Annotated in this window: 14 protein-coding genes; 13 read left to right on the plus strand and 1 reads right to left on the minus strand. The window is 67.5% G+C overall.

From position 1 onward, the window contains the following. Nucleotides 1-469: 469 nt before the first annotated feature. From D3H34_RS02810 to D3H34_RS02845, 8 genes are all read left to right on the plus strand, one after another. Nucleotides 470-1,441 (plus strand): MurR/RpiR family transcriptional regulator, encoded by a 972-nt coding sequence (locus D3H34_RS02810; protein ID WP_119551944.1) that lies wholly within the window; start codon nt 470-472, stop codon nt 1,439-1,441. Continuing rightward, the gene (locus tag D3H34_RS02815) at nt 1,438-2,397 is read left to right on the plus strand and encodes an isoaspartyl peptidase/L-asparaginase family protein (protein ID WP_119551945.1); all 960 of its coding nucleotides are present in this window, start codon (nt 1,438-1,440) and stop codon (nt 2,395-2,397) included. The genes D3H34_RS02810 and D3H34_RS02815 overlap by 4 nt, the downstream gene beginning before the upstream one ends. 30 nt (nt 2,398-2,427) lie before the next feature. Continuing rightward, the gene (locus D3H34_RS02820) at nt 2,428-4,305 is read left to right on the plus strand and encodes a dipeptide ABC transporter ATP-binding protein (RefSeq protein WP_119551946.1); all 1,878 of its coding nucleotides are present in this window, start codon (nt 2,428-2,430) and stop codon (nt 4,303-4,305) included. A 65-nt stretch (nt 4,306-4,370) separates the two neighbouring features. Further along, the gene (gene gsiB / locus D3H34_RS02825; protein WP_095745486.1) at nt 4,371-5,924 is read left to right on the plus strand and encodes a glutathione ABC transporter substrate-binding protein GsiB; all 1,554 of its coding nucleotides are present in this window, start codon (nt 4,371-4,373) and stop codon (nt 5,922-5,924) included. An 80-nt stretch (nt 5,925-6,004) separates the two neighbouring features. Next, nucleotides 6,005-6,925, plus strand: a complete 921-nt coding sequence (gene gsiC / locus D3H34_RS02830) for a glutathione ABC transporter permease GsiC (protein ID WP_119551947.1) — start codon at nt 6,005-6,007, stop codon at nt 6,923-6,925. Nucleotides 6,926-6,935: 10 nt separating this feature from the next. Further along, nucleotides 6,936-7,862: a glutathione ABC transporter permease GsiD gene (gene gsiD / locus D3H34_RS02835; RefSeq protein WP_119551948.1), complete on the plus strand. Its 927-nt coding sequence runs from the start codon at nt 6,936-6,938 to the stop codon at nt 7,860-7,862. Nucleotides 7,863-7,879: 17 nt separating this feature from the next. Beyond that, nucleotides 7,880-8,941 carry a DmpA family aminopeptidase gene (locus tag D3H34_RS02840; protein WP_119551949.1) on the plus strand — a complete coding sequence of 354 codons (1,062 nt, stop codon included), beginning with the start codon at nt 7,880-7,882 and terminating at the stop codon, nt 8,939-8,941. Between the two features lie 21 nt (nt 8,942-8,962). After that, nucleotides 8,963-9,784 (plus strand): M55 family metallopeptidase, encoded by an 822-nt coding sequence (locus D3H34_RS02845; RefSeq protein ID WP_119551950.1) that lies wholly within the window; start codon nt 8,963-8,965, stop codon nt 9,782-9,784. Between the two features lie 12 nt (nt 9,785-9,796). Here D3H34_RS02845 and D3H34_RS02850 read toward each other — a convergent pair whose 3' ends face one another. Beyond that, complete coding sequence (locus D3H34_RS02850) at nt 9,797-11,854, minus strand: sensor histidine kinase (RefSeq protein ID WP_119551951.1); 2,058 nt, start codon at nt 11,852-11,854, stop codon at nt 9,797-9,799. A gap of 98 nt (nt 11,855-11,952) precedes the next feature. Between D3H34_RS02850 and D3H34_RS02855 the strand changes: the two genes are divergently transcribed. From D3H34_RS02855 to D3H34_RS02875, 5 genes are all read left to right on the plus strand, one after another. After that, on the plus strand, nt 11,953-12,645 hold the full coding sequence (locus D3H34_RS02855) for a response regulator transcription factor (protein ID WP_119551952.1): 693 nt from the start codon (nt 11,953-11,955) through the stop codon (nt 12,643-12,645). Nucleotides 12,646-12,741: 96 nt separating this feature from the next. Next, nucleotides 12,742-13,062 (plus strand): hypothetical protein, encoded by a 321-nt coding sequence (locus D3H34_RS02860; RefSeq protein ID WP_147400366.1) that lies wholly within the window; start codon nt 12,742-12,744, stop codon nt 13,060-13,062. 263 nt (nt 13,063-13,325) lie between these two features. Beyond that, nucleotides 13,326-15,104, plus strand: coding sequence for a nitrite/sulfite reductase (locus tag D3H34_RS02865; RefSeq protein WP_119551954.1), 1,779 nt, complete (start codon nt 13,326-13,328; stop codon nt 15,102-15,104). Beyond that, the gene (locus tag D3H34_RS02870) at nt 15,101-15,496 is read left to right on the plus strand and encodes a DUF934 domain-containing protein (protein WP_119551955.1); all 396 of its coding nucleotides are present in this window, start codon (nt 15,101-15,103) and stop codon (nt 15,494-15,496) included. The genes D3H34_RS02865 and D3H34_RS02870 overlap by 4 nt, the downstream gene beginning before the upstream one ends. A gap of 17 nt (nt 15,497-15,513) precedes the next feature. Further along, entirely contained in the window at nt 15,514-16,146 is a 633-nt protein-coding gene (locus D3H34_RS02875; protein ID WP_119551956.1) for a phosphoadenosine phosphosulfate reductase domain-containing protein, read from the plus strand. Nucleotides 16,147-16,167 lie beyond the last annotated feature (21 nt).

Here is a 16,167-nt window from a genome sequence, read left to right on the forward strand (position 1 = left end):
CGCCTCCTCCGCCCCCACCGCCGCATGCGGACACAGCCGCGATCAGCACAACGCTACCCATCACCGCGAGCGCGCGGCGAAGCCATTCCTGTCTCATGTCGTGGTTCCTCGTTCCCCGGTGCCGATCGCACCGCACGGGATACTCGGGGCTGGCTACAAGGCCGTCAATCTCGCCATGCGATGCGGTGATTGCGCTTAATTCGTTCGTTTTCAACGTCCCGACCTTCCGCCCATCCCGCCCAAGGGATGAAAAGACAACATCAGGGTAATCCCTGAACGTTGTGCCCCAGCGGCCCCGCAGACGCCGCTCCACAAGGGAAACACACGTCTTCCCACCCCCGCCAAAGCCCCTCGCGGCTGGCCCGCTACTTGCAATCTCGTTCGAAAATGACAGAAAATTTTCTTAACTGTCATATATTTGTAAATTCATTTTCATCACGCGCACCCTTCGAGGTGCATCGCCCGCCCCATGAGCACCAACGTCGACACCCCAGGCACCACCGTGGCCCAGCGCATTGCGCAGGCGCTGCCGCGGCTGACGCGTTCGCACCGGCAGGTGGCCGACTTCGTGCTCGAGCACCCGCTGCAGGTCGCGACCTTGCCCATCGACGAGCTGGCGGCAGCGGCGGGCGTGTCGGTCGCCACGGCCAACCGCTTCGCGCGGGCGTTGGACTTCGACGGCTACGCCGCCTTCCGCGCCGAACTCGTTCGCGGCTTCGAGTCGCTGGTGGCGCCGGTCGAGCGGCTGCGCGGCAACCTGGAGCGGCCGACGACGGTCGCCGAGGTGTTCGCCACGGCGCTCGACGAGAGCCGCCGCAACATCGAAGCCACGCGCCAGTCGCTCGATTACGCCGCTTGCGAAGCCGCGGTGCAGCGCATCCTGAAGGCGCGCTCGATCTACATCGGCGGTTTCGGCGCCAGCGCCTGGCTCGCGGGGCTGCTGCAGCACGGCCTGGATGGTTCGTGCAACGACGTGCGCATGCTCGCCAGCGTGAGCGGCATCACCCACGCGGCGCGCACGCTGATGCATTCGGGGCCGCAGGACCTGTTCATCGGCCTGACTTTTCCGCGCTACCTCACCGACACGGTGGCGCTGGCGCAGATCGCGCGCAGCCAGGGCTGCGCGGTGCTCGCGCTGACCGATCGCCCCAGCTCGCCGATCGCGCCGCTGGCCGACGTGGTGCTGTATTGCCAGACCGAAACCAGCTACCGCCCCAACTGCGAGACCAGCGTGCTCGCGCTGATCGAGGCACTGACCAGCGCGGTCGCCCTGCGTGCGCCCGGCGCAGCGCAATCGGCCGGCCGCATCCTGCAGGCGGTGCGCCCGTGGCTGCATGGCGGGCTGGGCCAGGGCCATGCACGCGGCGAAGTCTCCATGCCCTCCCTCCCTGCCGCCGTCGCATCCGACGCCGGCAAGAAAAAGAAGAAAGCTTCCCGATGAAGAACGTCACCCCCGTCATCGCCATCCACGGCGGCGCCGGCACCATCAGCGCGGCCACGACCGACGCCGCGCAGGCGCAGGCGTACCACGACGCGCTGCAGAACATCGTGCGCACCGCGCAGGCGGCGCTGCTCAAGGGCATGTCCGCGCTCGACGCCACCTGCCTCGCGGTCGAGATGCTCGAAGACTGCCCGCTCTTCAATGCCGGCTACGGCGCGGTGTTCACGCACGAAGAAACGCACGAGCTCGACGCGGCCGTGATGGACGGCGCCACGCTCGCGGCCGGCGCCATCGCCGGCGTGAGCCATGTGCGTCGCCCGGTGCGCGCAGCGCGCGCCGTGCTGGAGGACGGTGCTCATGTGCTGCTGGCCGGTGCCGGCGCCGAGGCTTTCGCACGCGACCGCGGCCTGGAGATGGTCGAGCCTTTCTTCTTCTCGACCGATGCGCGCCGCCAGCAGCTGTACCGCGTGCGCGACACCGGCCGCGTGGTCACCGACCACGAAGGCGCCGCCATGACCAAGCCGCCGCTGGACGAAGACAAGAAGTTCGGCACCGTCGGCGCCGTGGCGCTCGACATGCACGGCCACCTGGCCGCCGCCACCTCCACCGGTGGCATGACCAACAAGCGCGTCGGCCGCGTCGGCGATTCGCCGCTCATCGGCTCGGGCACCTACGCCGACGACCGCACCGCCGCCATCTCGTGCACCGGTAGCGGCGAAATGTTCATCCGCGTCGCGGCTGCCCACGACATCTGCGCGCGCATGGCCTACGGCGGCGCCACGCTCGAAGCGGCCACGCATGCCGTGGTGCACGAGTCGCTGCCCGCCATCGGCGGCACCGGCGGGCTGATCGCCGTCGACCGCCACGGCAACCTGAGCCTGGCCTTCAACACCGAAGGCATGTACCGCGGCCACGCGCGCGGCGATGAAACGCCGGTCACCGCCATCTTCGCCTGACAGCACGCGCCCTCTTTTCTTCGCATTCCCATGTCCACCCCTGCCCTCAATCTCCCGGACGGCCGCGTTCTCGCCGTCGACGACCTCACCGTGCGCTTCTCGACGTCGGAGCGCACCGTGGACGCCGTCAAGAAGCTCTCCTTCCACGTCGACCACGGCGAAACGCTCGCGGTGGTGGGTGAATCGGGGTCGGGCAAGTCGGTCACATCGCTGGCGCTGATGCGGCTGGTGGAGCACGGCGGCGGGCGCATCCTCGACGGCCGCATGACCTTCCGCCGTCGCAACGGCGAGGTGCTCGACCTGGCCCAGGCGCGCGACACCACGATGCGCGGCATCCGCGGCGCGGACATCGCGATGATCTTCCAGGAACCGATGACCTCGCTGAACCCGGTGTTCACCGCTGGCGACCAGATCGCCGAGGCCATCCGCATCCACCAGGGCAAGAGCAATTCAGCCGCGCGCGCCGAGGCGCTGCGCATGCTCGAACTCGTGCGCATTCCCGAAGCGCGCAACGTGCTCGACCGCTTCCCGCATCAGCTGTCGGGCGGCATGCGCCAGCGCGTGATGATCGCGATGGCGCTGTCGTGCAAACCGCAGCTGCTGATTGCCGACGAGCCCACCACCGCGCTCGACGTGACGATCCAGGCGCAGATCCTCCAGCTCATCCGCGAGCTGCAGAAAGAGATGCGCATGGGCGTGCTCTTCATCACGCACGACATGGGCGTGGTGGCCGAAATTGCCGACCGCGTGCTCGTGATGTACCGCGGCGACAAGGTCGAAGCCGGCAGTTCCGACACCGTGTTCGCTTCGCCGCAGCACCCGTACACCAAGGCGCTGCTGTCGGCCGTGCCGAAGCTCGGCGCAATGCAGGGCACCGACCTTCCGGCCAAGTTCGACCTGCTGCGCACCGAAGGCAGCACCGACACCGTGCCCTGCACCCACACCACGCCGCAGACCACCGTGCGCGAAGACGCCGGTCCGATCCTGCGCGTGCGCAACCTCGTGACGCGCTTCGACGTGCGCAGCGGCCTCTTCGGCCGCGTGAAGCGCCGCGTGCATGCGGTGGAAAAGATCAGCTTCGACCTGTACCCCGGCGAAACGCTGGCGCTGGTCGGCGAATCGGGCTGCGGCAAGTCGACCACCGGTCGCTCGCTGCTGCGCCTGGTCGAGAGCCAGAGCGGCGCGATCGAATTCGGCGGCAAGAACATCCGCGAGCTGCCCACGCGCGAGCTGCAGGCCCTGCGCCGCAACATCCAGTTCATCTTCCAGGACCCGTTCGCCTCGCTCGATCCGCGCGTGACGGTGGGCTTCTCGATCATGGAGCCGCTGCTGATCCACGGCATCGCCAAGGGCGCCGAAGCACAGCAGCGCGTCGACTGGCTGCTGCAGAAGGTCGGCCTGCCGCCCGAGGTGGCACAGCGCTATCCGCACGAGTTCTCGGGCGGCCAGCGCCAGCGCATCGCGATTGCGCGCGCCCTCGCGCTCAACCCGAAGGTGGTGGTGGCCGATGAATCGGTGTCGGCGCTCGACGTGTCGATCCAGGCGCAGATCGTCAACCTCATGCTCGACCTGCAGCGCGAGCTGGGTGTGGCCTTCCTCTTCATCTCGCACGACATGGCCGTGGTGGAGCGCATCAGCCACCGCGTGGCCGTGATGTACCTGGGCCAGATCGTCGAGATCGGCCCGCGCCGCGCGGTGTTCGAAGACCCGCAGCACGCCTACACCCGCAAGCTGATGAGCGCGGTGCCGGTGGCCGACCCGTCGCGTCGCCACAAGCCGCGCGCGCTGCTCGAGGGCGAGATTCCCAGCCCGATCCGTGCCGTGGGCGACGAGCCCGATGTGCCGCCGCTGGTGCAGGTCGCGCCCGGCCATTTCGTCGCACGGCATGCCATCGGCGGCGCCTTCTGATTCCGAACCGTTTTTTCCCCCGCAGGCCCCCTGCATTTTTTCCACGAACCGACTGGAGTTCTTCCATGAAGCAATCTTCTTCCTCCCTGCGATGGGCATCCGCACTGTTGGGCCTGGCCGCGCTGGCCGCCTCGGGCTCGGCACTGGCTGCCAAAGACGTGGTGCTGGCCATCGGCTACCAGCCGGAAACGCTGGACCCGTACAACACCAACACGACCATCACCACGGCCGTGACGAAGACCTTCTATGAAGGCCTGTTCCAGTTCGACAAGGACCTGAAGGTGCAGAACGTGCTCGCCGAGAGCTACGACGTGTCCAAGGACGGCCTGGTCTACACCATCAAGCTGCGCAGCGGCGTCAAGTTCCACGACGGCACCGACTTCAACGCCGAAGCCGTGAAGGTCACGCTGGACCGCGTGCTGAACCAGGACAACAAGCTGCTGCGCTACAACCAGTTCAACCGCGTCGGCAAGGTCGAGGCGGTGAACCCGACCACCGTGCGCATCACGCTGAAGGAGCCCTTCGGCCCCTTCATCAACTCGCTGGCCCACGCCTCGGCCGCCATGATCTCGCCCACCGCGCTGAAGAAGTGGGGCAACAAGGACATCGCCTTCCACCCCGTGGGCACCGGCCCCTTCGAATTCGTCGAGTGGAAGCAGACCGACGCCGTGAAGGCCAAGAAGTTCGACGGCTACTGGAAGAAGGGCTACCCGAAGGTCGACAACCTGCAATGGAAGCCGGTGCTCGAGAACAACACGCGCGCCGCGATGCTGCAGACCGGCGAAGCCGACTTCGCGTTCCCGATTCCCTACGAGCAGGCCGAGCTGCTGAAGAAGAGCGACAAGCTCGAAGTGGTGGCCTCGCCCTCGATCATCACGCGCTTCCTGGCCTTCAACATGCTGCAAAAGCCGTATGACAACCCGAAGGTGCGCGAAGCCATCGGCTATGCCATCAACAAGGAAGCGCTGTCGAAGGTGGCCTTCGGCGGCTATGCCTTCCCCGCGCAGGGCGTGATGCCCCAGGGCGTGAAGTTCGCCGAGAAGATGGCGCCCATTCCCTACGACGTGAAGAAGGCCAAGGCGCTGCTGGCCGAAGCCGGCTACCCGAACGGCTTCGAGTCGGTGCTGTGGAGCGCCTACAACAACACGACCAGCCAGAAGACCATCCAGTTCGTGCAGCAGCAGCTCGCACAGGTCGGCATCAAGCTGCAGGTGCAGGCGCTCGAAGTGGGCCAGCGCACCGAACAGGTCGATGCCTGGCCCGATCCGAAGACGGCCAAGGTCCGCATGTACTACACGGGCTGGTCGTCGTCGACCGGTGAAGCCGACTGGGGCCTGCGTCCGCTGTTCGCTTCCGAGTCGTGGGCACCGAAGCTCAACAACATGTCGTTCTACAAGAGCGACGTGGTCGACGCCGCCATCGCCAAGGCGCTCGTGACGGTGGACGACAAGGAAAAGGCCGCGCTGTACAAGACCGCGCAGGACGAGATCCGCAAGGACCTGCCGCGCGTGCCGCTGGTCACGGAGCAGAACCTGTCGGCGCACGCCAAGCGCCTGTCCGGTGTGTTCGTGATGCCCGACGCGAACATCAACATCGACGCCATGTCGGTGTCGAACTGATCGCGGCTCCTTCGTTTCCTGACTGACTGTCCGACGGGCGGTGGCACTGCGCCACCACCCGCTCGCGACAACCGTACCCCATGCTGAATTACTTCCTCAAACGACTGTTGGGCCTGATCCCCACGCTGCTCATCGTGGCAGTGCTGGTGTTCCTGTTCGTCCACATGCTGCCCGGCGACCCGGCCCGCCTTGCTGCCGGCCAGGATGCCGACGAGCAGACCGTGGCCATGGTGCGCTCGGAGCTCGGGCTGGACAAGCCGCTGCCCCAGCAGTTCGTGAGCTTCTTCACCCACATGGTGCAAGGCGACTTCGGCACGTCGATCCGCACGCGGCGACCCGTGTCGACGGAGATTGCCGAGCGCTTCTTCCCGACGGTGATGCTCACCATTACCAGCATGGTGTGGGCGGTGATTTTCGGCATGGGCATCGGGATCATCTCGGCGGTGTTCCGCAACCAATGGCCCGACCGCATCGGCATGACGCTGGCGGTGTCGGGCATCTCCTTTCCTGCATTTGCATTGGGCATGCTGCTCATGCAGATCTTCTCGGTCCAGCTTGGCTGGCTCCCCACGGTGGGCGCCGCGACCTGGCAGCACTATATCCTGCCCTCGATCACGCTCGGTGCAGCCGTGGCCGCTGTGATGGCCCGCTTCACGCGCGCCTCCTTCGTCGAGGTGATCCAGGAAGACTTCGTGCGCACCGCGCGCGCCAAGGGCGTGCGCGAGCGCACGGTGATCATCAAGCACTGCCTGCGCAACGCGCTGATCCCGGTCGTCACGATGATGGGCCTGCAGTTCGGCTTCCTGTTGGGCGGCTCGATCCTGGTCGAAGCGGTGTTCAACTGGCCGGGCCTGGGCCGCCTGCTGGTCGATGCCGTGCAGATGCGCGACTACCCCGTCATCCAGACGCTGGTGCTGCTGTTCTCGCTCGAATTCATCCTGATCAACCTGATCGTCGATGTGCTCTACGGCTACATCAACCCGACCATTCGCTACAAGTGAGCACGCAGCCATGACGCAAGCTTCCGGCGTGTCTGCCGAATCCATCGTTCCTCTTTCTCCTGTGGCCGTGGTGCAAACCGCGGGCAAGGTCCGCACGCCCTGGGGCGAATGCTGGCGCCGTTTCAAGAAGCAGCCCGTGGGCATCGTCGCGGCGCTGTTCGTGCTGCTGCTGGTGGTCGTCGCGGTGTTCGCGCCTTGGATCGTGCCCTTCGATCCCGAGAACTTCTTCGACTACGACATGCTGAACACGGGCCCCTCGGCCACGCACTGGTTCGGCGTCGATCCGCTCGGGCGCGACATCTTCAGCCGTATCCTGGCGGGCACACGCATCTCGCTGGCGGCCGGCTTCCTGTCGGTGCTGGTAGGCGGCATCATTGGCACGGCCTTCGGCCTGCTGGCGGGCTACTACGAAGGCTGGTGGGACCGCATCGTGATGCGCATCTCGGACGTGCTGTTCGCCTTCCCCGGCATCCTGCTGGCGCTGGGCGTGGTCGCCATCCTGGGCAGCAGCATGACCAACGTGGTGGTCGCCGTGTCGGTGTTCAGCGTGCCGGCCTTCGCGCGTCTCGTGCGCGGCAACACGCTGGTGCTCAAGCAGCAGACCTACATCGAGGCCGAGCGCAGCATCGGCGCGTCGGACTGGACCATCATCGTGCGGCACATCCTGCCGGGCACGATCTCGTCGATCGTCGTGTACTTCTCGATGCGCGTGGGCACCTCGATCATCACGGCGGCCAGCCTGTCGTTCCTGGGCATGGGTGCGCAGCCGCCGACGCCCGAGTGGGGCGCGATGCTCAACGAAGCACGCGCCGACATGGTGACCTCGCCGCACGTGGCGCTGTTCCCCAGCCTGGCGATCTTCTTCACGGTGCTCGCCTTCAACCTGCTGGGCGACGCCCTGCGCGACGCGCTCGATCCGAAGATCGACCGGCAGTAAGTTCTTCTTTCTTCCCCATGGCCTCGACGACCTCCCTGCCCTTCATCGGCACCCTGCCCACGGGCATGCGCGACGCCATCACCGACGTCGCGGGTGTCACGGTCGGCCATCGCACGCTGGCCGACGGCCCGGTGCAGACCGGCGTGACGGTGATCCGACCCCACGCCGGCGACCCGTTCCGCGACAAGGTGCCGGCCGCGGCCGTGGTGCTCAACGGCTTCGGCAAGAGCGTGGGACTGGTGCAGCTGGCCGAACTCGGCGTGCTGGAAACGCCGATCGCGCTGACCAACACCTTCTCGGTCGGCACCGTCGCCACGGCGCAGATCCGCGACTGCGTGGCCGCCAACCCCGAGACCGGCCGCGCGCTGCCCACGGTGAACCCGCTGGTCTTCGAGTGCAACGACGGTTTTCTCAACGACATCCAGCGGCTGGCCGTGACCGAGGCCGACTACCTGCAGGCGCTGGCCAGCACCGATGCGGACTTCGCACAAGGCTCGGTCGGCGCGGGGCGCGGCATGTCGAGCTTCCAGCTGAAGGGCGGCATCGGCAGCGCATCGCGTCGCACCACGGTGACCGACGGCACGCCGTACACGGTCGGTGCGCTGGTGCTGGCGAACTACGGGCGTCAGCCGCAGCTGGTGCTGGCCGGTCACGCAGTGGGCGAACGGCTCGCGGCCCTGCAGGCATCGGCGGAGCCGCGTGAGCCCGAGAAGGGCTCGATCATCATCGTCATCGCCACCGATGCGCCGCTCGACGCGCGACAGTTGCGCCGCCTGGCCCTGCGCGCAGGCGCGGGGCTGGCGCGCACCGGCTCGGTCTTCGGCCACGGCAGCGGCGACATCGTGCTGGCCTTTTCCACCGCCTACACCGTGCCCGACCGCGCCGACCGGCCGATGCCGGCCGTGGCGATGCTGCACGACGCCCTGCTCGACGGACTGTTCCAGGCCGCGGCCGACAGCACCGAGCAGGCCATTCTTCATGCACTGTGGCGCGCCACGCCCGTCACCGGCCGCGACGGCAACCACCGCGCCGCGCTCGGCGAACTGCTTCCGGCGTCGTCCCTTTCACCTCTGGCCTGAAAAGGTCTGAAACCCACGCTCATGAAAGTCCTGATCTCCACCGACATCGAAGGCGTTGCCGGCGTCTACCACCACGAGCAGGCACGCCAGGGCAACCCCGAATACGAACGCGCCCGCGTGCTGATGGCGCAGGAGGCCAACGCCGCGATCGCCGGCGCCTTCGACGCGGGTGCCACCGAGGTGCTGGTGAACGACTCGCACGGCGGCTTTCGCAACATGCCGCCCGACGTGCTCGATGCGCGTGCGCGCGTGGTGCAGGGCAAGCCGCGCTACCTGAGCATGGTGGCGGGCGTAGAGGAAGAAGGCGTGGAGGCGGTCTGCATGGTCGGCTACCACTCGCGCGCGCAGGGGCGCGGCATCCTTGCGCACACGATCAACAGCTTCGCCTTTGCGGCCATCCGGCTGGGCGACCAGGAACTCGGCGAGGCCGGCATCTACGGCGCGCTCGCCGGCGAGTACGGTGTGCCCGTGGTGATGGCCAGCGGCGACGACGTGTTCATCTCCGAGAACCGGGCGCTCTTTCCGCATGCGACCTTCGTGCAGACCAAGAAGGCGACCGGTTTCAACAGCGGCGTGTCGCTCTCGCCGGAGCAATCGCGCCAGGCGATCCGTGCCGGCATGATCGAGGCGCTGGCCGCGCGAGGTGCAGCACGTCCCCTGGTCTTCAAGGGCCCGCAGGTGGTCACGCTGCGCACCCAGTCGCCGATGATGGCCGACCTGTTCTGCCAGTGGCCGAGCTTCGAGCGCGTCGACGGTGTCACGCTGCGCTTCACCGCTGACACGGTGGAGTCGGCCGTGCGCATGCTGAACTGCTGCTCGGCGATGTCGGCGATGCTGCGCTGAGGCGCCAGCTTTTCAGGGCAGTGCGAGACTGAAACGCATGTGCCCATCCTGCCCGTCGCTTTCGAGCCGGGCTTCGCCGCGATGCAGTTCGGCAATCTGGTGCACCAGGTACAGCCCCAGCCCGGCGCCCGGTGAGCGCGCCGCCTGACGGCCGCGAAAGTACTTCTCGAACAGCCGCGCCACCTCGTCGTGCGGGATCGCGTCGCCGGGGTTGCTCACGCGGATGTTCAGGCCATCCACTCCACCTGCGCCATCGGCCCCACCCACCTCGCCCACTTGGGCCGGCACCACGTCCAGCACGATGGCCTGGCCCGCCGGCGTGTGGCGGTCGGCGTTGGCCAGCAGGTTGCGCAGCGCCACGCGCAGCAGGCCGGGGTCGCACACCAGTTGCTGCGGCAGTTGCCCTTCGTGCCACACCACGCGACCGTCGGGCCAGTCGGCCACGAGGTCTTCGAACAGCTCCAGCAGTTCTTCGCGCTCGCAGGCACGCGGCTGAAACGGCGTCTGGCCGGCTTCCATGCGGTCGGCGGTGAGGTATTCGTCCACCAGCGCGGTCATGCGCTGCGCGGCGGCGCGCAGGTTCTTGCAGCGCGACAGGGTCTTCTCACGCGCCGCGTCGAGGTTCTTGGCGATCTGCTGCGCGGTGGTGTGGATGATGGCCAGCGGCGTGCGGAATTCGTGCGACACCATCGCGACGAAGTCCACCTGCGACTGCTTGGCGCGGCGCTCGGTCTCCAGCGCCGCGCGCAGGTCGACCTCCAGGCGCTGGCGCTGCTCGATCTCGCCGCGCAGGTCGGCCGTGCGCCGGCGCACCTCCTCTTCGAGCCGGTCGTTCTGGCGCCCGATCACATGCACCAGTCGCGCCTGCGCGGCTTCCTTCTCGCGGCGCAGCTGGTCGTAGCGGCGGTTCAGCCGCATGCTCATCAGCAGCAGGTGCAGCAGCGTGCCCACCGCCGTTGCGTTGTCGGTCCACGCACCGGCCGGCAGCCAGCCCTGGTTGCGCAGGAAGCTCACCATCACGCCCGCGTAGTAGATGCCGAAGATGACAAGGAAGGCCCGCGCCTGGCCCTGGTCGCGCGGCAGCAGCCACAGCGCGCCGCCGATCAGGCCCACGATGCACAGCATCGCCGTCCCCTGCACCGCCTGCATGCCCAGGCCGTTGGCGCCGCCCAGCACCAGCGCCACCGACACGGCGCTCACCAGGCCGACCACCCGCACCACCACGCGGCAAAAGCGCGGCCACTGCAGGTCGGCCCCCAGCTGCATGATGGCGAAGCGGATGCCGATCGCCACGCCGGCGCAGATGGACAGGCTGAGCAACATGTCGGACAGCCGCGCGGGCATCGCGAACAGCTGCTGCGGCAGCCCCGCCGACAGGAACTCGACCAGCAGCGCGTTCGCGACATAGACCAGGTACCAGGCGCTCAATCGCTCGCGCGTCATCTGCCAGAACAGCGTGTGGAAGGCGAGCAGCATCAGGCCGAAGCCGAAGCCCAGGCCGTAGAAGAGGTACTCGCGCCGCGCGGTGCCCGCGTAGACCTCGGGCGCGGCGAAGCCGATGGTGGTCGACATGGCGTTGCGGGACTGCAGGCGCAGCAGCAGCGGCGTGGGCGCGGTGCTCTCCAGGGTCAGCGGCAGCTGCACGTTACGCGCGTCGATGGGCCAGTTCTCGCGGCCGATGTCTTCGCCCGAATGCACGGCGAGGTGCCAGCGGCCGGCCTCGTCCTGGCGGTACAGCCGCACGTCGTCGAGCAGCGCATTCCTGAACTGCGCCAGCCAGCGTTGCTGCGGCACGCCGGCGGGGCGCTGCACCTGGAGCCGGATCCACACGGCGTCGTGGGTGAACCCCGCGTTCACGGCGCCGGGCACGGCCTTCCAACCCGGCGCCGCAGCGGCTTCGTCGGCGCTCAGGCGGCCTTCGGGGTCGCGCAGGATGGACAACTGGCCGTGGCTGTCGACGCTCGCGAGCGGATCGAGCCGAAGCACGCCGGCCCTGGCCGCGGTGGAAAGGAAGAGGCCCAGCACGGCAAGACAACCGCACAGCCACAGGCACCGAGCAAGGCGTTTCATGGGCGCGGATTATCGATGCCGCACCTAAAATTGTTGCGCCCTTCGCAGTGCTTAGAAACGCTCAGATTCCCCCGGCCGCCAGCCCCTACCCTGTTCCCATGCGTGATGTGATCCTGTTGGAAGATGAAGCCGTGCTGCGCGAAGAGTTGAGCGAGTTCCTGGCCGGCAGCGGCTACCGGGTCGATGCCGAGGCGTCACTCGAAGGCTTCCGGCGCACTTACGACCCGGCCCGCCACGGCATCGCGCTGGTGGACCTGGGATTGCCCGACGGCGATGGCCTGTCGCTGATCCGCGAGCTGCGCGAACGCGGCGAGCGCCTGGGCATCGTCGTGTTGACGGCGCGCGGCGGCGCCCGCGACCGCGTGACGGGGCTGGACATCGGCGCGGACTACTACCTGTCGAAGACCACCGACCTCGATGAACTGGCGGCCACGCTGACGGCGTTGTCGCGGCGCCTGGGCGATTCGCCCGCGGCGGTGCCGGCCGACACCTGGGTGCTGGAGCTGGGCCCGCGCCGGCTGTCACCGCCGGGCTTCGCCCCCATTGCACTGTCGGAACAGGACCTCACGGTGCTCCACGAACTGATGCGCAGCGCCGGCGAGATCGCCAGCCGCCAGCAGATCGTGCAGGCCCTGGGCGAGCACTACCTGAGCTACGACCAGCGCCGCCTCGACACCCAGATCCGCCGCCTGCGGCGCAAGGTCAGCGAGGCCACGGGCCTGGTGCTGCCGATCAACACGGCGCGCAACGCCGGCTATCGCTTCCACGCCCAGGCGCTCATCCGGCGCTGAGTCTGCGCCGGCCCGGCGCTCAGAAACGCTCAGTTTCATTTGTATCTCCGGCGCTAACCTGCGACGCAGGCAGCGACTTGAGGCACGGATGAAGGCATGAGCGATCTCGCCAGGACAACTCCCTTTGTGGTCCCCTACGTGGTCCACGTGAAAGGCCAGAACTTCACCTTGAAGGATGTCATGGTGGCCGCCGACATCTACCGGCTGCGGATCGAAGAGCAGATCGGCGATCCGGTGCGGGTTGTCCGCTGCTTCGAGGCCTGGTCGAAGGAACTGCGCCACGGCATCGAGAAGCTGAACCGCTCGGAAGCCAGGCTGGCCCGGGAATGGCTCAATGCGCAGCATCAGGCCGACAAGGTCGCCCGGCAGCTGCTGAGCTCGCCGCAGACCCTGAGTTTCGATTTCAAGCTGAGATAGCCGGCACCGCAGGCGCCCCCGCGCCCGCCTGCACCGCGCCCCCCGGGTTCCTAGAATCCACCGGTCCGGCGACCCCGCGCCGGCGTCCGCGCCTTATCCGGAATAAGCAACCAACCGCCTCGCAACCCGCATGGATGCTGGTGAATAAGCTTATCCGCATAAGGCGCGAACCAAAAAATAGTTTGTTTCCATAAGGCAGGCTCACAGAATCCCGGCTTCTTCTTGCTGGGGCGCTGGACGCACTGCACTTCAAGAATCACACGATGTACCAATACACAGACTTCGACCGCCAGTTCGTTCACCAACGCGCTGCCCAATTCCGCGACCAGCTCGAACGCTGGCAGAAGGGCCGCCTGCCCGAGGACGAGTTCCGCCCCCTGCGCCTGCAAAACGGCTGGTACGTGCAGCGCTACGCGCCGATGCTGCGCGTGGCGGTGCCGTACGGCGAGCTGTCGAGCAAGCAGCTGCGCGTGCTGGCCCGCATCGCCCGCGAGTACGACGAACCCGAAGCCGAGGTCTACCGCAAGGCCATCGAGACCCAGGGCCTGCTCGGCAGCCACAAGCTGCCCACCCACTACGCCCACTTCACGACGCGCCAGAACGTCCAGTACAACTGGATTCCGCTGGCCAAGTCGGCCGACGTGATGGACCTGCTGGCCTCGGTCGACATGCACGGCATCCAGACCAGCGGCAACTGCATCCGCAACATCACGAGCGACGAGCGCGCCGGCATTGCCGTCGACGAGATCGCCGATCCGCGTCCGTTCGCGGAAATCATGCGCCAGTGGAGCACGCTGCACCCTGAGTTCGCCTTCCTGCCGCGCAAGTTCAAGATCGCCATCACCGGCGCCACCGAAGACCGCGCCGCCACCGGCTGGCACGACGTGGGCCTGCACGTGGTGAAGAACGAAGCCGGCGAAGTCGGCTTCCGCGTGCAGGTGGGCGGCGGCATGGGCCGCACGCCCATCATCGGCACCGTGCTGCGCGAGTTCCTGCCCTGGCAGCAGATCATGAATTACCTCGAAGCGGTGATCCGGGTCTACAACCGCTACGGCCGCCGCGACAACATCTACAAGGCGCGCATCAAGATCCTGGTGAAGGCCGAAGGCCAGCGCTACATCGACGACGTCGAGGCCGAGTACAAGCAGATCCTCGAGCACGACGGCGCGCCGCACACCATCACGCAGGCCGAGTACGACCGTGTGGCCGCCTCCTTCGTGCCGCCGACGCTGGCCACCCGCGTGCTGCAAAGCGCCGAGAAGACCGACGCCGAACTGCGCGCCTACGCCGCCGACGACGTGATGTTCGCGCGCTGGCTGGCCCGCAACGTCGACGCGCACAAGAACCCCGCGCTGCGCGCCGTCACGTTGTCGTTCAAGCGCCTGAAGCAGGCCCCCGGCGATGCCTCGGGTGACCAGCTCGATACCGTCGCCGAACTGGCCGATCGCTTCTCCGCCGGCGAAGCCCGCGTGACGCACGACCAGAACATCGTGCTGCCCTGGGTGCATGCCGAAGACCTGCACGCGCTGTGGCTCGCCGCCCGCGCCGCCGGCTTTGCCAGCGCCAACGTGCAGCTGCTGACCGACATGATCGCCTGCCCCGGCGGCGACTTCTGCTCGCTGGCCAACGCCCGCTCCATTCCCGTCGCCGAAGCCATCACCGAGCGCTATCAGGACCTCGACGAGCTCGACGACCTGGGCGAGATCGACCTGCACATCAGCGGCTGCATCAACTCGTGTGGTCACCACCACAGCGGCCACATCGGCATCCTGGGCGTCGACAAGGACGGCAAGGAGTGGTACCAGGTCACCCTCGGTGGCTCCGACGGCTCCGCCCTCAGCGGTGCGCCGCAGGCCGGCAAGGCCGTGGGCCCCTCGTTCTCGGCGGCCGAAGTGCCGGGCGTGATCGAGGCCGTGCTCACCACCTACCGCGACACCCGAGAAAACGGCGAAACCTTCATCGACACCCTGCGCCGCGTGGGCCACGACCCGTTCAAGGCCGCCGCCAACGGTGCGCGATTCAAGGTGGAGGAAGCAGCATGAAAAGGACGCTCAACATTCTCTCGGCGGAAGAACACATCGACGACGGCGACCCGAAGGTGCTGCAACTGGCCAACGACGCCGACCCGCTCGCCATCGAGGTGTGCCTGGCCGACATCGAGCGCATCGACCTGAACTTTCCGAAGTTCACCGACGGCCGCGCCTACAGCCAGGCCTTCCTGCTGCGCCGCCGCCTGGGCTTCACGGGCGACATCCGCGCCACGGGCGATGTGCTGATCGACCAGTTGGTGCAGATGGAACGCACCGGCTTCTCGAGCGCCGTGTTGAAGGAAGGCGTGGACGCCTCCGACGCACAGCGCCAGTTCGACCGCTTCGCCTCGTTCTACCAGGGCGATGCGGTGAAGACCGCGCCGCACTTCGCCACCGGCAACTGAGCAGACAAGAGACCCCCATGAGCATCGCCACGGACATCGACCTCGCACGCATCAACACCGACCTCGGCCGCAACGCCGAGGGCCTGGTGGACTGGGCGATCGGCCTGGGCCAGCCCACGATCGTCACCACCAACTTCCGCCCGTTCGAGGCCGTGATCCTTCACATGGTCACGCGTGCGAAGCGCGATGTGCCGGTGATCTGGATGGACAACGGCTACAACACCGAAGCCACCTACCGCTTCGCCGACGAAGTGACGAAGCAACTGGGCCTGGACCTGCACATCTACCTGCCGCGCCGCTCGCGCGCGCACCGCGAGGCGGTGGAAGGCCCGACGCCGGCGCTCGACGATCCGCGCCACGCCGCCTTCACCGAGGAAGTGAAGCTGGAGCCCTTTGCCCGCGCGCTGCGCGAGACAGCGCCGAAGGTCTGGTTCACTGCGCTGCGGGCGACCGACACGGCCGTGCGCGCGCAGATGGACCCGGTCAGCGTCAACCCGGACGGCCTCATCAAGGTCGCGCCGCTGCTGCACTGGTCGTCCAAGGACCTGTACGAATACTGCGAAGCGAACGGCCTGCCCAACAACTTCGACTACGTGGACCCGACCAAGGGCGAAGACAACCGCGAATGCGGGTTGCACCTCTCGCACTGAACGATCGATCTCCGCACCCAG

This window comes from Acidovorax cavernicola (genome assembly GCF_003581445.1).